This window comes from Actinomadura sp. NEAU-AAG7, from assembly GCF_018603865.1.
Taxonomy (GTDB): Bacteria; Actinomycetota; Actinomycetes; order Streptosporangiales; family Streptosporangiaceae; genus Spirillospora; species Spirillospora litoris.
In genome coordinates this window covers 1-19071 of sequence record NZ_JAHFZY010000002.1, presented here as the reverse complement: position 1 = coordinate 19071, position 19071 = coordinate 1, and the positions used below count along the sequence as shown (strand labels likewise).

Here is a 19071-nt window from a genome sequence, read left to right as displayed (position 1 = left end):
GGCGGCCTAGGCGGTCAGGGAGGCGACGCCGTACTTGGCGAACTGCGGTTCGTAGTCGGTGAACATCTCCGAGAACGCCACCGAGATCAGCCGCTGGCTCCCCTCGAAGGGGGTCCTGGCGTGCGAGGTCAGGAGGTTGTCCAGCATCAGGTAGTCGCCCGCCTGCCAGTCGAAGCTGAGCTCGGCCTCGGTGTAGGCGTCGAAGATCTCCTGGACGGTCTCGTCCGGGATCGGGGTGCCGTCGCCGAAGAAGGCGTTGCGGGGGAGCTGCCAGTCGTTGAACTGGCGGGTGAGCGGCCTGATGCGCTCGTCGAGCGACGCCTTGTGGAACAGGTGGCCCTGGTTGAACCACACCTTGTCCCCGGTCTTCGGGTGCTCCAGGATCGCGTGCCTGACCTGGCGGGTCTCCAGGATCAGCGGGCCTTCCGAATGCCAGCGGAACGCGATGCGCCCGTCCCGCATGAACTTCTCGGCCTCCTCGCGCGAGTCGGTGTCGAACGTCTCCTGCCAGGGCACCCCCATTCCGTCGTAGTAGTTGCGGACGTACAGGATTCCCTTGCTCTCGAATTGCTCCCTGGTGTCGTCGCTGAGCGCGGCCAGCACGCGCCGGGTGTCGGCGATCGGGGTGCGGCCGCCCTTGGTCGCGGTCCGGATGCAGGAGAACCAGATGTTGAGCGGGAACTCGTGCCCGAAGGAGTTCGCGTTGTGGAACGGGATGTACTGGTCGGCGGGGTAGGTCGTGGAGGTGTAGACTTGGTCGCCCAGCGGGTCGCGCGGGGAGGACTGCTCGGTGTAGTCCAGCAGCGGGTGCGGGAAGCTCGCGCAGAACTTGCGGAAGACCTCGACGTCGGCGGTCCCCTCGAAGCCGCGGAACAGCACCCCGCCGGCGCTCAGGACCAGGTCGCGCACCGCCTCGTTGTTCGCGGCGGCCCAGGCCACGAGGTCGGTGCCGGGGTCGCGGGGGGTGACCAGGGCGGGCAGCGCCGAGTCCTCGAAGACCCGGGCGACGTCGACGTCGGGCAGTTCGGTCGTCATTGCTTTCCCTTCCGTTGTGGGCGCGGGAGCGGTCCAGCCGGAGCACCCGTCGGCCTACCGGGCACCGGCCATGGAAATGCGTAAGGGACGCGGGAATCGCGGGTTCTCCGCCGGCGGGCGGAGTGGCGGGCAGTGCTGTGAACGATGCGAGCAAAAGGAGCTATCGCGTACGGTCTCGGCGCCTAAAGGCGAAAAGACCCGCGTATCGCCAGCCGTTCTCAAGCAGATCAGGGGAACGGATCGAGCGTAAGACCGCCCCGGAGGCGTGTCAACGGTCGGCGCGCTATCCGAAAGGGGATAGAAAACCTTCGAATTGGTGCCGGTGGGGCTCGTGTGATTTACCGGCGGCGGGGCGGGCGGTGATTTTCCCCGCTGCTTATGCCCCGTTATCGCCGGACCAATAAAGCGGGCGCGGGAAGGTGGCCGGGCGGTCAGCGGCCGGGCGGACGGCCGGTAAGGCGCGTGGTGAGGGACGTCGCGGTCGCCCGGACGACGCCCGCGAGCGCGGGCCAGGTCTCCGGCGGGTGCCCCTCCCGGCGGAAGGTGACCGTGATCGCGGCGGTGGGGTGGCCGGTGTGGTCGAAGGAGCAGGCGGCGATGCTGGCGAAGCCCTCGGTGATGTGGCCGTCTTCGGCCGACCAGCCGCGCTGGGCGTCGCGCGCCAGGACCTGGCGCAGCTCGCGCAGGGTGGCCGGGCCGCGTCCCGTCCGGTCGATGAAGGGGTGCGGGAACAGGGCCCTGACCTGCGCCGGGGGGAGGTGGGCGAGCAGCGAGAGGCCGCTCGCGGTGAGCTGGGCGGGCATCCGGACGCCGACGTCGGTGACCAGCGTCGCGTGCCGGGGCGGCTGCTCCTTGAGCAGGTAGAGGGTCTCGGCCCCGTGCAGGACGCCGAGCTGCGCGATCTCGCCGAGCCGGTCCACCAGGCGGCGCAGCAGGGGGCGGGCGAGGCGTTCGAGGGGCTCGTGGCGCAGGTAGGCGGAGCCGACCTCGAACGCGCCGACGCCGAGGCCCCAGCGGCGCTCCTCGGGCAGGTAGGAGACGAAGCCGTCCTCGGCCATCGCGGTCAGCAGGTGGTAGGCGCTGGAGCGCGGCAGTTCGAGGGCGCGGGCGATCGCGGAGGCGGGCAGCGGGCCGGGCGCGCCCGCGAGCAGGCGCAGCACGGCGAGGGCCCGTCGGGCGGCGGGGACCTGGCTCATCGTCCCATAGTCTCGTATGTGAGACAGATGGGGCGGTCCGGGTCTGCCTGTGGCGGCGGTCGGGGCGTTCCAATGGTGGACATGGGATCGGCGGGCGTCTGCCCGCCCGGTTTGGATCGGCGGGCGCGAGCCCGCCGGGCACGGCATTAGGCGGGCGCGGGCCCGCCGGGTAGGGATTCGCTATGGGGGACGTTGATGTCCGGGTCGGGCCGGAGCCGCTGAGCTTCGCGCAGGTCGAGGCCGTGGCCCGGGACGGCGCGCGGGTCGCGCTGACCGAGGAGTCGCTCGCGCTCGTCGCGGCGGCCCGGGAGCACATCGAGGAGCTGTCGGCCAGGCCCACGCCCGTCTACGGCGTCTCGACCGGCTTCGGGGCGCTCGCCACCCGGCACATCGCCCCCGAACTGCGGGCGCGGCTCCAGCTCAACATCGTCCGGTCGCACGCGGCCGGGTCGGGGCCCGAGGTCGAGCGGGAGGTCGTGCGGGCACTGATGCTGCTGCGGCTGCGGACGCTCGCCACCGGCCGGACGGGCGTCCAGCCGGTGACCGCGCGGACGCTCGCCGCGCTGCTCAACGCGGGCATCACCCCGCAGGTGTTCGAGCACGGCAGCCTCGGCTGCTCCGGCGACCTCGCCCCGCTCGCGCACGTGGCGCTGGCGCTGATCGGCGAGGGCTCGGTGCGCGACGCCGGGGGCGAGCTGCGCCCGGCCGCCGAGGCGCTCGCCGAGGCCGGGATCGAGCCGGTGACGCTCGGCGCCAAGGAGGGCCTCGCCCTGCTGAACGGGACGGACGGCATGCTCGGCATGCTCGTCCTCGCCATCCGCGACCTGCACCGGCTGCTGACCGCCGCCGACGTGGCGGCGGCGATGAGCGTGGAGGCGCTGCTCGGCACCGACCGCGTGTTCGCCGCCGACCTGCAGGAGCTGCGGCCGCACCCGGGGCAGGCCACGTCCGCCGCGAACCTGCGGGCGCTGCTGGCCGAGTCGGAGATCATGGAGTCGCACCGGGGGCCCGACTGCACCCGCGTCCAGGACGCCTACTCCCTGCGCTGCGCCCCCCAGGTGAACGGCGCCGCGCGCGACACCCTCGCCCACGCCGAGATGGTCGCCGGGCGGGAGCTGGTCTCCGCCGTCGACAACCCCGTCGTCCTGCCGGACGGGCGGGTCGAGTCCAACGGCAACTTCCACGGCGCGCCCGTCGCGTACGTGCTGGACTTCCTCGCCGTGCCCGCCGCCGACGTCGCCTCGATGTCCGAGCGCCGCACCGACCGGATGCTCGACCGGGCCCGCTCCGACGGGCTGCCCGCCTTCCTCGCCGACGACCCGGGCGTGGACTCCGGCCACATGATCGCCCAGTACACCCAGGCCGCGATCGTCTCGGACCTCAAGCGGCTCGCCGTGCCGTCGAGCGCCGACTCGATCCCGAGCTCGGCGATGCAGGAGGACCACGTCTCGATGGGCTGGAGCGCGGCGCGCAAGCTGCGCAAGGCCGTGGACGGCCTCACCCAGGTCGTCGCGATCGAGATCCTCACCGCCGCGCGGGCCCTCGACCTGCGCAGCCCGCTGCGTCCCGGCCCCGCCACCGGCGCGGTCGTGGCCCGGCTGCGCGAGGCCGTCCCGCCGCCCGGCCCCGACCGCTACCTCGCGCCCGAGATCGCCGCCGCCACCCGGCTCGTCCGGGACGGCTCGCTCGTCGCCGCCGCCGAGGCCGTCACCGGCCCCCTCTCCTGAAGGAGCACCGCACATGTCCCGTACCGTCCGCGCGCCGCGCGGCACGTCGCTGACCGCCGCGAAGGGCTGGCCGCAGGAGGCCGCGCTCCGCATGATCCAGAACAACCTCGACCCGGAGGTGGCCGAGCACCCCGAGGAGCTGGTCGTCTACGGCGGGTCGGGGAAGGCCGCCCGGAACTGGGAGTCCTACGACGGCATCATCCGCTCCCTGACCGACCTTGAGGGGGACGAGACCCTGCTCGTCCAGTCGGGCAAGCCGGTCGGGATCTTCCGGACGCACGAGTGGGCGCCGCGCGTCCTGATCGCCAACTCCAACCTGGTTCCGCAGTGGGCGACCTGGGAGGAGTTCCGCCGCCTGGAGTCGCTCGGCCTGACGATGTTCGGGCAGATGACCGCCGGCTCGTGGATCTACATCGGGACGCAGGGCATCCTCCAGGGCACCTACGAGACGTTCGCGGCCGTCGCCGAGAAGCGGTTCGGCGGCTCGCTCGCCGGGACGATCACGCTGACCGCCGGGCTCGGCGGGATGGGCGGCGCGCAGCCCCTCGCGGTCACGATGAACGGCGGCGTCGCGATCTGCGTCGAGTGCGACCCGTCCCGGATCGACCGGCGCGTCGAGCACCGGTACTGCGACGTGCGGGCCGACTCGCTGGACGAGGCGCTCCGCCTGGCGGAGGAGGCCAAGGCGGCGCGGCGGCCGCTGTCGATCGGGCTGCTCGGGAACGCCGCCGACATCGTCCCCGAACTGCTGCGGCGCGGCGCGCCGATCGACATCGTCACCGACCAGACCAGCGCGCACGACCCGCTGATGTACCTGCCGACCGGCGTCGAGTTCGACGACATGGCCGCCGAGCGCGAGAAGGACCCCGCCGCGTTCACCGACCGGGCGCGCGCGTCGATGGCCGCGCACGTGGAGGCGATGGTCGGCTTCCAGGACGCGGGCGCCGAGGTGTTCGACTACGGCAACTCGATCCGCGGCGAGGCGCAGCTCCACGGGTACGAGCGGGCGTTCGACTTCCCGGGGTTCGTGCCCGCCTACATCCGTCCGCTGTTCGCCGAGGGCAAGGGCCCGTTCCGGTGGGCGGCGCTGTCGGGCGACCCGAAGGACATCGCCCGCACCGACCAGGCGATCCTCGACCTGTTCCCCGACAACGAGCCGCTGAACCGCTGGATCAGGATGGCGGGCGAGCGCGTCCACTTCCAGGGGCTGCCGTCCCGGATCTGCTGGCTCGGCTACGGCGAGCGCGACCGGGCCGGGGAGCTGTTCAACGACCTCGTGGCGCGCGGTGAGATCAGCGCGCCGCTCGTCCTCGGCCGCGACCACCTCGACTGCGGTTCGGTCGCGAGCCCCTACCGCGAGACCGAGGGCATGCTCGACGGCTCGGACGCGATCGCCGACTGGCCGCTGCTGAACGCCATGCTCAACACCGCCTCCGGCGCGACGTGGGTGTCGATCCACCACGGCGGCGGCGTCGGCATCGGGCGCTCGATCCACGCCGGGCAGGTCTGCGTCGCCGACGGGACGGAGCTCGCGGGGGAGAAGCTCCGCCGCGTCCTGACCAACGACCCGGGCACCGGCGTCATGCGGCACGTCGACGCGGGCTACGACCGCGCCGCCGAGGTCGCCGCCGAGCGTGGCGTCCGCATCCCGATGCTGGACCGATAGGGGACGCGCGCCAGTGAGCTTCGAGTCGATGTGGGCGGACCTGCTGCCCGTGGGGCGGGACGCGGCGACCGGCGGCTACCACCGGTTCGCGTGGACGCCGCCCGAGCTGGAGTGCCGTGCCTGGTTCCTGGACGAGGCGCGCCGCCGCGCCCTCGCCGTCGAGCACGACCCCAACGGCAACATGATCGCCTGGTGGCGCCCGGACGGCACGGAGGGCCGCGAGGCCGTGCTGACCGGGAGCCACCTCGACTCGGTGCCCGGCGGCGGCGCGTTCGACGGGCCGCTCGGCGTCGTGTCGGCGTTCGCGGCCGTCGACCTGCTGCGCCGGCGGGGCGTCACGCCCGCGCGGCCGATCGGGATCGGCGTGTTCGTGGAGGAGGAGGGCGCCCGGTTCGGGGTGGCCTGCCTCGGCTCGCGGCTGCTGGCCGGGGCGATCGACCCGGAGCGGGCGCGCGGCCTCACCGACGCGGAGGGGCGCACGTTCGCCGAGGTCATGCACGCGGCGGGGCTCGACCCGCAGGCGATCGGCCCGGACGAGGGCCTGCTCGCCCGCATCGGCTGCTACGTCGAGCTGCACGTCGAGCAGGGACGCGCGCTCCACGAGCCCGTCGGGGTGGCGAGCGCGATCGTCCCGCACGGGCGGTGGCGGTTCGACTTCGCGGGCGAGGGCAACCACGCGGGGACGACGCTGCTCACCGACCGCCGCGACCCGATGCTGCCGTTCGCGGGCATGGTCCTCGCCGCGCGCGAGGCCGCCCAGCGCAACGGCACGGTCGCGACGGTCGGCAAGGTCAGGGTCGAGCCCGGCGGGGTGAACGCGATCGCCTCGGCGGTCACCGCGTGGCTGGACGCGCGCGGCCCCTCCGACGCCGACGTCCGCCGGACGGTCGCCGAGATCGACGCGGCCGCCCGCGCCGCCGCCGTCGCGCACCGGGTGGGCGTGGACCTCGCCGAGGAGTCCTACAGCGCGGTCGTCGACTTCGACCACGCGCTGCGCGACCGGCTCGGCAAGGCGCTCGGCGGCGTGCCCGTCCTGCCGACGGGGGCCGGGCACGACGCGGGCGTCCTGTCGGCGCGGATCCCGGCGGCGATGCTGTTCGTGCGGAACCCGACCGGGATCTCGCACGCCCCGGCCGAGTCCGCCGAGACCGGCGACTGCCTGGCGGGCGTCGAGGCGCTCGCGACCGTACTGGCCGACCTGGCGGGCGGGTATGGGTCCTGATATGCGATGGCATGCGCAGCTCGCCTGGCTCGGTGACGGCGTCGCCTCCGACGTGCTCATCGAGACCGACGGGGAGCGGATCACCGGCGTCACCCGCGACGTCCCGCCGCCGGAGGGCGCCCGCCGCCTGCCGGGGCTCACGCTGCCCGGCCTGGCGAACGCCCACTCCCACGCCTTCCACCGCGCGCTGCGCTCCCGCGTCCAGGCGGACCGGGGGACGTTCTGGACGTGGCGCGACCAGATGTACCGGATCGCCGACCGGCTGACCCCCGAGTCCTACCGCGCGCTCGCCACCGCCGCGTTCGCCGAGATGGCGCTCGCGGGGATCAGCTGCGTCGGCGAGTTCCACTACCTGCACCACCGGCCGGGCGGCGCCCCCTACGGCGACCCCAACGCGATGGGCGAGGCGCTGATCGCCGCCGCCGCCGACGCGGGCGTCCGCATCACGCTGCTGGACACCTGCTACCTGGCGGGCGGCATCGGGGAGCCGCTCACGGGCCCGCAGCTGCGGTTCGGCGACGGCACGGCGGGCAACTGGGCGCGCCGGGTCGGCAGCCTGCACGACCAGGTCGGCAAGGAGGGCCGCCGGCACGCCCGGGTCGGCGCCGCGATCCACTCGGTCCGCGCGGTGCCGCGCGAGCAGCTCCGCGCCGTCGCGGCGTGGGCCGCCGAGCGCCGGGCGCCGCTGCACGTCCACCTGTCCGAGCAGCCCGCCGAGAACAGCGCGTGCCTGGACGCCTACGGCATGACGCCCACCCGGCTCCTCGCCGAGGCGGGCGCGCTCGGCGCGCTGACCACCGCCGTCCACGCCACCCACCTCACCGAGGACGACATCGGCCTGCTCGGCGCCACGATGACCGGCGTGTGCATGTGCCCGACCACCGAGCGCGACCTCGCCGACGGCATCGGCCCGGCCCGCGCGCTCGCGGGCGCCGGGTCCCCGATCTGCCTCGGCTCCGACCAGCACGCGGTGATCGACCTGTTCGAGGAGGCACGCGCCGTCGAGCTGGACGAGCGGCTGCGCACCCGCGCCCGGGGCCACTGGACGGCGGGGGAGCTGATCACCACCGCCACGTCCGCCGGGCACTCCGCGCTCGGCTGGCCCGAGGCGGGACGGCTGGAGCCCGGCGCCTACGCCGACCTCGTCACCGTGGACCTCGGCTCGGTCCGGACGGCGGGCGCCGGGCCCGCGCACGCCGCCGAGGCGGCCGTGTTCGCCGCGACCGCCGCCGACGTCCGGCACGTGGTGGTCTCCGGCCGCCAGGTCGTGGAGGACGGCCGGCACCTGCTGGTCGACGACGTGCCCGCCGCGCTCGCCGAGTCGATCGCGGCGGTGACCGGGTGAAGGACGACGGATCGGCGCGTGACATGCTTTCGCGGATGAGCACCTCCACCACCGGTACCAGCACGGTGATCACCAACATCGGGGAACTGGTCACCAACGAGCCCGGCGCGGGCGAGGGGCCGCTGGGCGTCCGCCGCGGCGCCGCGCTGGTGATCGAGGACGGCGTGGTCGCGTGGACCGGTCCCGCGTCCGAGGCCCCCGCCGCCGACGCGGCGTTCGACGCCGCCGGACGCGCCGTCCTGCCCGGTTTCGTCGACTCGCACGCGCACCTGGTGTTCGCCGGGGAGCGGGCCGAGGAGTTCGCCGCGCGCATGAGCGGCCAGAAGTACACCGGCGGCGGCATCCGCACCACGGTGGAGCGCACGCGGGGGGCCTCCGACGACGACCTGCGCGCGAACCTGCGCCGCCTGCTGGGGGAGATGGCGCGGCAGGGCACGACGACGGTGGAGTGCAAGTCCGGGTACGGGCTCACGGTCGAGCAGGAGGAGCGCGCGCTGCGCCTCGCCGCCGAGCAGGCCGACGAGGTCACCTTCCTCGGCGCCCACGTCGTCCCCGTCGAGTACGACGGCGACGCCTCCGGCTACGCGCGCCACGTCGCGACCGACATGCTCGCCGCCTGCGCCCCGCACGCCCGCTGGATCGACGTGTTCTGCGAGCGGGGCGCGTTCGACGCCGACCAGGCCCGCGAGGTGCTGGAGGCCGGGATCGCGGCCGGGCTCGCGCCGCGCGTGCACGCCAACCAGCTCACCGAGGGGCCGGGGGTGCGGCTCGCGGTGGAGCTGGACGCCGCGTCCGCCGACCACTGCACGTTCCTCAGCGACGCCGACGTGGACGCGCTCGCCTCGTCCCGGACGGTCGCGACGCTGCTGCCCGGGGTCGAGTTCTCCACCCGCCAGCCCTACCCCGACGCCCGCCGCCTCCTGGACGCGGGCGCCACCGTCGCGCTCGCCTGCGACTGCAACCCGGGCTCCTGCTACAGCTCCAGCATGGCGTTCTGCATCGCGGTGGCGGTCCGCGACATGGGCATGACCCCGGCCGAGGCGGTGTGGTCGGCGACGGCGGGCGGCGCCCGCGCGCTGCGCCGCACCGACGTCGGCCACCTGGCGGTCGGGGCGCGCGCCGACGTGCTCGCGCTGGACGCCGCGTCCCACATCCACCTCGCCTACCGGCCCGGCGTCCCGCAGGTCGCCGCGGTCTGGAAGGCCGGTGTCCAGGTGGCGGGTGTTCAGGTCGCGTAGCGGCGGTTGACCCTGATCAGGGGACGCTCGCCGCGCGCGACGTAGTCGGCCGCGAGGACCTCGGCGACGAACAGCGTGTGGTCGCCCGCCTCGACGCTCCGGCGGGTCTCGCATTCGAGCGCGGCGAGGCCGCCGCCCGGGATCAGCGCGTCCGAACGCGGGCCGCGATGGTGCGGGGCGGCGGCCAGCAGCAGCCGCGCGCTCGGGCGGCCCTCGGCGGCGAACCGCCCCGCCAGCGCGCGCTGCCCCGCCGCCAGCACGGTCGCCGCCCAGCGGTCGCGGCGGCGCAGCACCTCGGCGAGGTAGGACGCGGACGCGACGCCCGCCACCACCATCGGCGGCTCCAGCGACACCGACATGAACGAGGTGACGGTCGTGCCGAGGTCGTCGCGGCCGTCCCGGACGGTCAGCACGACCACGCCCGTCGCGAACCCCGCGACGGCCTCGACGAAGTCCGCGCCGGCCTCGCCGCTCAGCGGATCTCCCAGGACCCCGGCAGCGTCAGCGGGCCGGCCGAGGGCAGCCCGAGCCGCGCCGCGAGGCCGCCCAGCGACCCCCAGCCGTCCAGCCGCGCCGACGCGGCGGTGCGGTCCTCGCTGGACTCGGGAGGGCGGAGCCGCTCCAGCGGCGAGGTGTGCGGGTAGGAGCGGACGGGCGCGTCGGCGGGCAGCCCCGCCCGCTTGCGGGCCAGTCCGAGCGCGAGGTCGAGGCCGCCGAGCTCGTCCACCAGGCCGTGGTCGCGGGCGTCGGCGCCGGTCCAGACGCGGCCCCGCGCCAGCTCGTGCACGCGCTCGCGGGACAGGTCGCGCCCCTCGGCGACCTTCCGGGTGAAGTCGTCGTAGATCCGGTCGAGCGAGGCGTTGATCCGCTCCCACTCCGATTCGCTGAAGTCCTTGGTCGCGCTGAAGATCCGGGCGTGCTCGCCGACGGCGACCGAGCCGAGCCCGACGCCGACCCGGCCGAGCAGGTCGTTCACGACCGCCTTGCCGACGACCACGCCGATCGAGCCGGTGATCGTGCCGGGCTGCGCGACGATCGCGTCGGCGCCCATCGCGACGTAGTACCCGCCGGACGCGGCGACGTCGCCCATCGAGACGACCACCGGCTTGCCCGCGCGGCGGGCCAGCGTCACCTCGCGCCAGATCGCGTCGGAGGCGACGGCGGAGCCGCCGGGGCTGTTGACGCGGAACACGATCGCCTTGACCCGGTCGTCCTTGGCGGCGGCGCGGAACGCGGCGCCGACCGTGTCCGAGCCCATCGCGGGGCCGGAGTTCGGCAGCGGCCCGCCGCGCCCGCTGCGGCCGAGCCGGATCGGGCCGTGCCCGTTGATGAGCGCGACGACGTCCTGCTTGCCCGGCTGCGGGATGCGGCGGGCGAGGCCGTGCGAGCGGCCGTAGCGCGCCACGTAGCGGAGCTGCGCCGACTCGCCGAACTCCTCGCGCAGGTCGGCGTAGACCTCGTCGCGGTAGCCGAGCCGGTCGACCAGGCCCTCCTCCAGCGCCTCGTCGGCCAGCAGCGGGCCCCGGTCGGTCAGCTCGCGGACGCGCTCCTCGGGCAGGTTCCGCGCGGCGGCGACGCCCGCGGTGATCTGCTCGCCGATCGAGGCGACGAGCCGCCTGGAGGACTCCTCGTGCTCGGGCGTGTAGGCGCGCTCCACGAAGGTGTTGGCCATCGTCTTGTACTCGTGCCGCTTGGCGAACCGGGGCTGGACGCCGAGCTTGTCCAGCGCGCCCGCGAAGAACGGCTCCTCCAGCGCGACGCCGGTCAGCCCGACCTCGCCGGTGGGCTGGAGGTACACCTTCTCGAACCCGGTCGCCAGGTAGTACGGGACGGTGCCGCGCCCGCTCTCGCCGAACGTCTCCGCCCACGCCACGGTCAGCTTGCCCGCCTCGCGGAACGCCTGGACGGCCTCCCGCAGCTCCTGCGCGAGCGCCAGCCCGACCCCGCCGGTCACCTTCACGACGAGCGCGCGCACCCGGGTGTCGGAGCGGGCGCGGCGCAGCCCGTCCAGGACGTCGCGCAGGCCGGTGCGGCGCATGGACATGATCGCCGAGATCGGGTCCGCGGGCGCGTGCTCCACGACCCCCTCGGTGAGGTCCAGCTCCAGGATCAGCGGGGCCGTCCGCCGGTCCCGGGCCTGCTTGATGACGTTGACGACCGTACCGGGATCCACCATGGCACCAGCCTATGCGCTGGGGGGCGGCGGCCCGGTCCGGGTCGGCGCCCCCGCTATCGTCGCCGTATGGGAGGCCCTAGGGAAGTCGGCGGCGGCGACGGGGACGGCTGGGCGGAATGCGGGCAGGGGCATACGCACTGGGGCAGGTTCGGCGCCTCCGGGCTGCTCGCCTACCACCGCGACCCCGGCGGGCAGGTCTGGGTGCTGTTGCAGCACCGCGCCCTGTGGGGTCTCGGCGGCGGGACGTGGGGCATGTTCGGCGGAGCCCTGCACAGCCACGAGGACCCCGTGGGCGGCGCGCTCCGCGAGACGTCCGAGGAGAGCACGCTCTCGCCCGACGACGTGGTCGTGCGGGGCACCAGCGTCGAGGACCACGGCGGGTGGGCGTTCACCTCGGTGATCGCCGCCGTGCCGGAGCGGGTGGAGGTGCGTCCCGCGTCGCGGGAGACGCAGGGCGCGGAGTGGGTGCGCGCCGAGGAGGTCGGGGACCGCGAGCTGTTCGCCCCGTTCGAGCGCTCCTGGTCGTGGCTGCGGGACGCGATGAAGGGCCTCGTCCTGATCGTGGACGCGGCGAACGTCGTCGGCGCCCGCGCGGACGGCTGGTGGAAGGACCGCGCGGGCGCCAACGCCCGCCTCCGCGACGACCTGGCGGTGCTGGAGCGGGGCGTGGAGGGCGTGCCGGGCGTCCCGTTCGACCGGACGTTCCCGGAGGTCGTGCTGGTGGTCGAGGGCGCGGCGCGCGGGGTCGCGGGCGAGCCGGCCGGGCCCGGCGGCGTGCGGGTGGTGGCGGCGCCGGGCAGCGGCGACGACCACATCGTGGGGCTGCTCGCGGACCCGCGTCCGGACACCGTGCATCTGGTCGTGACCGCCGACCGCGGGCTGCGCGCCCGCTGCGAGGCCGCGGGCGCCTCCGTCGTCGGCCCCCGCTGGCTCCTCGACCGCCTGCGCTAGGGGTCGACGCGGTGCCCGGCCGCGGTGAGGGCCTCGACGGCGTCCTTCCGGCGGTGCTCGGGCACCAGCACCAGGTCGGCGTGGAAGGTGGAGGCGACGAAGACCGGGACGCCCGCCTCGGCCAGCGGCCCGACGAGCGCCGCCAGCATGCCCGGGACGTCGACGCCGTGCGGGTCGGCGCCGCTGTAGAAGCCGACCCAGCGCTCCGCCTCCGCGTACGGCGAGGCGTCCCGGATCACGGTGAGGCCCTCGGGGGCGCGCACCAGCGCGATCCACTCGTCGTCCTCGGGCAGCGTCGCGTTCGGCAGGTGCTCCACCAGGAACTGGGACGGGACGGCATGGAGGCGCTGCGCGAGGGTCATGCGGATCACCCTAGCGGCCGGTCGGGCCGTCCTCCGGGGCGAGCCAGACCGCGCCGAGCGGCGGGACGCGCAGGACGGCCGAGGCGGGCAGCCCGTGCCAGGGCACCGCCTCCGCCTCGACGCGGCCGAGGTTGCCGACGCCGCTGCCGCCGTACTCGTAGGCGTCGGTGTTGAGGACCTCGCGCCAGCCGCCCTCGCGGGGCAGGCCCAGCCGGTAGCCCTCGTGCGGGCTGCCCGCGAAGTTGACGACGCAGGCGAGCACCGGCGGCCCGTCGCTCCCGGACGTCCCGTACCGCAGGAAGGACAAGGTGTTGCCGTCCGCGTCGTTGCCGTCGATCCAGCGGAAGCCCTCGTGGTCGCTGTCGCTCGTCCACAGCGCGGGCTCGGCCCGGTAGACGCTGTTCAGCGCGCGGACGAACCGCTGCAGCCCGAGGTGGTGGGCGCCCTCGGCGGCGTTGTCGAGCAGCCACCAGTCCAGCGGGCGCTCCTCGGCCCACTCCGAGCCCTGGCCGAACTCCTGGCCCATGAACAGCAACTGCTTGCCGGGGTGCGACCACATGTAGGCGAGGAGGGCGCGCAGCCCGGCGAACCGCTGCCAGGTGTCGCCCGGCGCCTTGCCCAGCAGCGACCCCTTGCCGTGGACGACCTCGTCGTGCGACAGCGGCAGGACGTAGTTCTCCGAGAACGCGTACACCAGCGAGAACGTGATCTCGTTGTGGTGGTAGGAGCGGAACACCGGCTCGCGCCGCAGGTATTCGAGGGTGTCGTGCATCCAGCCCATGTTCCACTTGAACCCGAACCCGAGCCCGCCCAGGTGGGTGGGGCGGGTCACGCCCGGCCACGCCGTCGACTCCTCGGCGATCGTCATCACGCCCGGGTCGCGCTTGTAGACCGTCGCGTTCATCTCCTGGAGGAACGAGATGGCCTCCAGGTTCTCGCGGCCGCCGTAGACGTTCGGCGTCCACTGGCCGTCCTCGCGCGAGTAGTCGAGGTAGAGCATGGAGGCGACGGCGTCCACGCGCAGGCCGTCGACGTGGAACTCCTCCAGCCAGTACGAGGCGTTGGCCACCAGGAAGTTGCGGACCTCGGCGCGGCCGTAGTTGAACACGAGCGTGCCCCAGTCGGGGTGTTCGCCCCGCTTCGGGTCGTCGTGCTCGTACAGGGCGGTGCCGTCGAAGCGCGCCAGGGCCCACTCGTCCTTGGGGAAGTGCGCGGGCACCCAGTCGACGATGACGCCGATGCCGGCGCGGTGCAGCTCGTCGACCAGGTGGCGGAAGTCGTCCGGTGAGCCGAACCGCGAGGTCGGCGCGTAGTAGGACGTCACCTGGTAGCCCCAGGACGGCCCGTAGGGGTGCTCCGCGACGGGCAGCAGCTCCACGTGCGTGAAGCCCATGTCCCGCACGTAGGCGGTCAGCTCCACGGCGAGGTCGCGGTAGCCGAGGCCGGGCCGCCACGAGCCCAGGTGCACCTCGTACACGCTCATCGGCTCGTGCAGCCAGTCGCGCTCCTTGCGGGCGTCCATCCACTCCGCGTCGCGCCACTCGTAGGACGAGGTGAACACGCGGGACGCGGTCGCCGGGGGCTGCTCGGTGGAGCGCGCCATCGGGTCGGCCTTGGCGCGCCAGACGCCGTCCGCGCCGAGGATCTCGAACTTGTAGCGGTCACCGTCGCCGACGCCGGGCACGAACAGCTCCCAGACGCCGGTGGCGCCGAGCGAGCGCATCGGGTGCGCGCGGCCGTCCCAGTGGTTGAAGTCGCCGACGACGCGGACACCGCGCGCGGTCGGCGCCCACACCGCGAACCCGGTGCCCTCGACCGGCCCGAACGCGGAGGCGTAGCCGCGCACCCGCGCGCCGAGCGCCCGCCACAGCTCCTCGTGCCGTCCCTCGCCGATCAGGTGCAGGTCGAGTTCGCCGAGCGTGGGCGCGTGCCGGTACGGGTCGTCCTGGAGGGTCTCGGCGCCGTCCCGGTAGGTGACCGCGAGCCGGTAGTCGGGGACCGCGAGCGGCGCGCGGCCGGGGTCGTCGCCCGCGAGCGAGGCGCTCTCCGGCAGCGTCCCGGCGAAGACGCCCTCGTGGACGTGCCGGAGCGGATGCCGGTCGCCGTTCGGCAGCACGGCCTCGACGCGCTCGGCGAGCGGCCGCAGCGCCCGGACGGTGACCCCGTCGCGCCCGGGATGCGCCCCGAGGACGCCGTGCGGATCATGGTGGTCGCCTCCGACGAGCCGCTCGATCTCCGCGCGCGTCACCCGTGCCATGGCGTCATGGCCTCCCGTCACTGATGCTGATGTCCTCAGTAGGGGGTGCCCGTAGATCGGCCTCTCTCACGCGGCGCGGCGACCTGTTTCCAGGAGATTGCGGTCCGGCCGGCGGGCGCGGAGCACCGGCACCGCATGACGGACGGAACATCCCCGGTCACGGCCGGGGACGGGAGCGGCCCGGCCGGGGCGGCGGGCGCAACCCTTGCGGGCGGATGAGAATCTCAGCGGAGAATATTGCGGCCGCACGGGCGCCACCACTCATTGTTTTGGGGTCGCGCCGAATGTGCCGTCCGTGCGGCCACGTCTGTCGGGCCCGGCGGTGACATCGACCCCACCGCCCCGGTCATCGGTTCCGGTGTCACCTCAGCGCCATAGGTACCTTCCGTGCCGGTTCGTCCCGGCCCGGCCCGCTCCCGCTCGCAGGCCGGGCCGGACCGGTCCTCCACGGTCGCCGCGGTCGTCCGCGGAGGACTCATCCCTCCCCGCGCTTCTGGTCGAGCAGGAGCTCGCGCAGCCCCGCCGCGTCGTCGGCGGCCACGGTCATCGCGTATCCCGCCTGGAGTTGGGCGTCCGTCAGGTCGGTGCTTCGGGTGGCGTACCAGCGCCCGGCGTCGCTGCGCCAGACCTGCCAGCCGGGGAAGTCGCTCTCGATGGCCGCCTTCCGATCCTCGAAGTCGCCCATCAAGGTCGTCCTTTCCCCGAGGTGGCTCTTCTGTATACAAAAGTCTTACTCGGTTAAAGAGGTGTCAAGCTGTCCGTAAGCGGACCGTCTCCCCCGAGATAGCGCGAGGAAGGTATGGATGAGTGTGGGAGGCCGGTCAGGATCGAACGCCGCGTCGAACGAAGGGGAGGTGACGCCGGTGTCGGACCGTCCCGCCTACCTGCGCATCGCCGACATGCTGCGCGAGGGCATCCGCGACGGCAGCCTTCCGCAAGGAACGCGGCTGCCGACCATGGCGGAGCTGTGCTCGTCCCACGGGGTCTCGGAGATCGTCGTGCGGCAGGCCGTCGCGCTGCTGCGCCAGGAGGGGCTCGTCGAGACCCGGCGCGGCGGCGGCACCGTCGTGCGGGTCGTCCCGCCGGCGCGCCGGGTGGCCATGGACCGGTACCGGGCGTTCACCCGGCCGCTGGCGGTGCCGGAGACGACGTTCACCCGGGATCAGCGGATCTCGTGGGAGGAGTACCGGCTCGACAAGGAGTTCACGCGGGTGCGCGCGGACGAGGAGTTGGGCGCGCTGTTCGAGCTGCCGCCGGGGACCGAGCTGCTGCGGCGCCGGTTCGTGTTCCACGCCCGCGGTGAGCCGCAGCAGATCTCGGTGAACTTCCTGCCGTGGGACCTGGTGGGGGACACGCCGGTCAGTGATCCGGAGCGGGAGCCGTGGCCGGGCGGGACGCTGGCGCAGCTGGCGTATCTGGGGCATCCGCCGACGCGGGTGGAGGAGTCGGTGCGGTCCCGGATGCCGACGCCGGAGGAGGCCGAGACGCTGCGGCTGACCGGCGGCGTCCCGGTCCTGGCGATCACCCGGCGGATGCTGTCGCGCGCCTCGGTCATGGAGGTGTGCCGCGACATCGTGCTGCCCGCCGACCGCGTCGTCCTCGACTACTCCATCGACCTGTGACCGGACCCGGGGCGGGTCAGCCCGCGAGGTAGGCCAGCGACCGGAGCGGCACGCTCACCCACGACGGCCGGTTGCGCGCCTCGTAGCGGACCTCGTAGACGGCCTTGTCCAGCTCGAACGCCCGCAGCAGCGCGGCGTGGGCCGCGGGGTCGGCGCCGCCGTTCCCGACGTAGCCGGCGCAGAACGCGTCCCGGTTGCGCTCCGCCCACGCCTGAGCGCGCCGCTCCAGCGCGTCCGCCGCCTCGGGAGGCCCCGCGTCCTCGCCCGCGAGCAGGAACCGCGCCGCGTAGTCGAAGGAGCGCAGCATCCCGGCGACGTCGCGGAGGGGGTGGGCGAGGGCGCGCCGCTCGGCCGGGGGACGGGCCGGTTCGCCCTCGAAGTCCAGCACCACCCAGCCCGCCCCGGTGCGCAGCACCTGGCCGAGGTGGTAGTCGCCGTGGACGCGCTGGAGGGGCAGCGGCGGCGCGTCCGCCGCACCGGTCGCGGCGGCACCGGCCCGCTCGAACGCCGCGCGGATCGCCGGGGCGTGCGGGCGCAGCGCGGGGACGGCGGCGCCGACCTGGTCGAGCTGCTCCGCCATCCCCTGGACGAGCGCCCGCATCTGCCCGGCGGGCGCGGGCGTCACGCCGAACGCCGCCGCCAGGTCGCGGTGCACCTGCGCGGTGGCGGCGCCGAGCCGCTCCGCCTCCCCGGCGAAGTCGCCCCCGGCGGCGCCGGGCACCGGCTCGGACGCGCCGGCGGGCTGGGCGTACCAGTCGCGGACGCTGGTGAGCGCGAGGCTCCAGCCGTCGGTCGCGGTGGGCATGAACTCCGACAGCAGCGCGAGCGTGGCCGGCTCGCCGTCCGCGTTCACGCCGTGGTCGGGCTCCAGCTCGATCCAGCCGCGCACCGCCGGGACGTGGACGCAGCCCGCGCGCGTCAGCGCGAGGTTGACCTCCAGGTCGGGGTTCACGCCGGGGGACAGGCGGCGGAACAGCTTGCAGATGTAGGTACCGCCGTAGATGAGGGAGGTGTTGCTCTGCTCGGCCGACACCGGGACGCCGTCCAGGTCCGCCTGGATCTCGACGCCGGGCGCGGCGCGGAACCGCAGCGGGCCGATCGTGGTCTGCCCGGCGAGGTGCTCCAGCAGCGGACGGGTCAGCTCCGGGTCGTGCGCGGCGTCGTAGAGGTGGCCGAGACCGGGCAGCCGTCCGATCGCGTGGGGCCGCAGCCGGTCGGGCAGGTTCCGGCGGGTGCCGAGGAGGAGTTGGTAGTGGTCGGTGGAGGTCTGCTGGCGGACGTCGAGCACGAGGTGGTGCAGGGCCGGGTCGCCGGGGTGGAGTTCGGTGGCCGTGCCGATCGTGATGCCGTCGATGGGGATGTGCTTGCCACCGAACCAGCGCTGCCGGGGCAGCCATCCCTCCAGGAGCCGTACCACGGAGTGGCCGGGCGGCTGCACGGCTACACCGCCTTTCCGTTCGGGGAGTAGGGGAATTCCGGGCCGTCCGCGTCGCCTGGCGGCGGGGGCAGGACGAACCAGTAGAAGCCGTGGCCCGGAAGGGTCAGCAGATACGGGAGCTCACCGATCGCGGGGAACTGCACCCCGCCCATGCATTCGATCGGAGTGGAGTTCCGGAAGCGTCGGAGATCCAGTTCCACCGGCTGCGGAAAACGCGAGAGGTTGTTCACGCAGAGGACGGTGTCGGCGCCGCCCCACTGGTTGCTGTCCCCGCCGTCGATCTCGCGGGTGAAGGCGAGGACGGAGGGGTTGGAGGCGGAGAGTTCGTTGTAGGTGCCGACGCCGAAGACGGGGTGGCGTTGGCGGATTTCGATCATGGTGCGGGTCCAGTGCAGGAGGGATCCGGGGTTGTCGGCCTGGGCTTCGACGTTGACGGCCTGGTAGCCGTAGATGGGGTCCATGATGACGGGGAGGTAGAGGCGGGCGGGGTCGGCGCGGGAGAAGCCGGCGTTGCGGTCGGGGGTCCATTGCATGGGGGTGCGGACGGCGTCGCGGTCGCCGAGCCAGATGTTGTCGCCCATGCCGATCTCGTCGCCGTAGTACAGGACGGGGGAGCCGGGGAGGGAGAGCAGGAGGGCGGTGAACAGTTCGAGTTGGTTGCGGTCGTTGTCCAGGAGGGGGGCCAGGCGTCGGCGGATGCCGATGTTGGCTTTCATGCGGGGGTCTTTGGCGTATTCGGTGTACATGTAGTCGCGTTCGTCGTCGGTGACCATCTCCAGGGTGAGTTCGTCGTGGTTGCGGAGGAAGATGCCCCATTGGCAGTTGGTGGGGATGGT

16 protein-coding genes are annotated in these 19071 nt (G+C 74.1%); 7 read left to right on the top strand and 9 right to left on the bottom strand.

All coding sequences use genetic code 11. The features are described from left to right. Positions 1 to 6: 6 nt before the first annotated feature. Together KLI87_RS09480 and KLI87_RS09475 are read right to left on the bottom strand one after the other, a co-directional pair. On the bottom strand, positions 7 to 1035 hold the full coding sequence (locus tag KLI87_RS09480; protein ID WP_214616688.1) for a TauD/TfdA family dioxygenase: 1029 nt from the start codon (positions 1033 to 1035) through the stop codon (positions 7 to 9). Positions 1036 to 1466: 431 nt separating this feature from the next. Next, positions 1467 to 2231: an IclR family transcriptional regulator gene (locus KLI87_RS09475; RefSeq protein ID WP_156222023.1), complete on the bottom strand. Its 765-nt coding sequence runs from the start codon at positions 2229 to 2231 to the stop codon at positions 1467 to 1469. A 182-nt stretch (positions 2232 to 2413) separates the two neighbouring features. On the opposite strand from KLI87_RS09475, the gene hutH reads away from it, so the two are divergent. From hutH to hutI, 5 genes are read left to right on the top strand one after another with little or no spacing between them, the layout of a single operon-like run. Further along, positions 2414 to 3958, top strand: a complete 1545-nt coding sequence (hutH, locus tag KLI87_RS09470; RefSeq protein ID WP_156222025.1) for a histidine ammonia-lyase — start codon at positions 2414 to 2416, stop codon at positions 3956 to 3958. A 13-nt stretch (positions 3959 to 3971) separates the two neighbouring features. Continuing rightward, positions 3972 to 5624, top strand: a complete 1653-nt coding sequence (gene hutU, locus KLI87_RS09465; protein WP_156222027.1) for a urocanate hydratase — start codon at positions 3972 to 3974, stop codon at positions 5622 to 5624. 13 nt (positions 5625 to 5637) lie between these two features. After that, a complete protein-coding gene (locus tag KLI87_RS09460) occupies positions 5638 to 6846 on the top strand; it encodes an allantoate amidohydrolase (protein WP_308165921.1) in 1209 nt (402 codons plus the stop codon). A 1-nt stretch (position 6847) separates the two neighbouring features. Then, a complete protein-coding gene (locus tag KLI87_RS09455; protein WP_214616687.1) occupies positions 6848 to 8191 on the top strand; it encodes a formimidoylglutamate deiminase in 1344 nt (447 codons plus the stop codon). Between the two features lie 35 nt (positions 8192 to 8226). Then, positions 8227 to 9429: an imidazolonepropionase gene (hutI, locus tag KLI87_RS09450; protein WP_156222031.1), complete on the top strand. Its 1203-nt coding sequence runs from the start codon at positions 8227 to 8229 to the stop codon at positions 9427 to 9429. On the opposite strand, the gene KLI87_RS09445 is transcribed toward hutI, so the two are convergent. Continuing rightward, positions 9417 to 9848, bottom strand: a complete 432-nt coding sequence (locus KLI87_RS09445) for a flavin reductase family protein (RefSeq protein ID WP_308165920.1) — start codon at positions 9846 to 9848, stop codon at positions 9417 to 9419. The two genes, hutI and KLI87_RS09445, sit on opposite strands and share 13 nt — an antisense overlap. A gap of 53 nt (positions 9849 to 9901) precedes the next feature. Continuing rightward, a complete protein-coding gene (gene sppA / locus KLI87_RS09440) occupies positions 9902 to 11605 on the bottom strand; it encodes a signal peptide peptidase SppA (RefSeq protein ID WP_156222033.1) in 1704 nt (567 codons plus the stop codon). A 66-nt stretch (positions 11606 to 11671) separates the two neighbouring features. Between sppA and KLI87_RS09435 the strand changes: the two genes are divergently transcribed. Then, entirely contained in the window at positions 11672 to 12556 is an 885-nt protein-coding gene (locus KLI87_RS09435; RefSeq protein WP_214616686.1) for an NUDIX domain-containing protein, read from the top strand. Here the strand turns inward: KLI87_RS09435 and KLI87_RS09430 are convergent. The 3 genes from KLI87_RS09430 to KLI87_RS09420 form a co-directional block, all read right to left on the bottom strand. Further along, positions 12553 to 12918: an ACT domain-containing protein gene (locus tag KLI87_RS09430; RefSeq protein ID WP_156222037.1), complete on the bottom strand. Its 366-nt coding sequence runs from the start codon at positions 12916 to 12918 to the stop codon at positions 12553 to 12555. The genes KLI87_RS09435 and KLI87_RS09430 overlap by 4 nt on opposite strands. A gap of 10 nt (positions 12919 to 12928) precedes the next feature. Next, on the bottom strand, positions 12929 to 15175 hold the full coding sequence (gene glgB, locus KLI87_RS09425) for a 1,4-alpha-glucan branching protein GlgB (RefSeq protein WP_214616685.1): 2247 nt from the start codon (positions 15173 to 15175) through the stop codon (positions 12929 to 12931). A gap of 475 nt (positions 15176 to 15650) precedes the next feature. Next, positions 15651 to 15860, bottom strand: coding sequence for a hypothetical protein (locus KLI87_RS09420; RefSeq protein ID WP_156222041.1), 210 nt, complete (start codon positions 15858 to 15860; stop codon positions 15651 to 15653). Positions 15861 to 16038: 178 nt separating this feature from the next. Between KLI87_RS09420 and KLI87_RS09415 the strand changes: the two genes are divergently transcribed. Continuing rightward, a complete protein-coding gene (locus tag KLI87_RS09415; protein ID WP_214616684.1) occupies positions 16039 to 16797 on the top strand; it encodes a GntR family transcriptional regulator in 759 nt (252 codons plus the stop codon). Between the two features lie 16 nt (positions 16798 to 16813). On the opposite strand, the gene KLI87_RS09410 is transcribed toward KLI87_RS09415, so the two are convergent. After that, positions 16814 to 18235, bottom strand: a complete 1422-nt coding sequence (locus KLI87_RS09410; RefSeq protein ID WP_214616683.1) for a phosphotransferase — start codon at positions 18233 to 18235, stop codon at positions 16814 to 16816. A 2-nt stretch (positions 18236 to 18237) separates the two neighbouring features. Next, a partial coding sequence (locus tag KLI87_RS09405) for an alpha-glucosidase C-terminal domain-containing protein (protein WP_214616682.1) occupies positions 18238 to 19071 on the bottom strand: 834 nt, incomplete at its 5' end.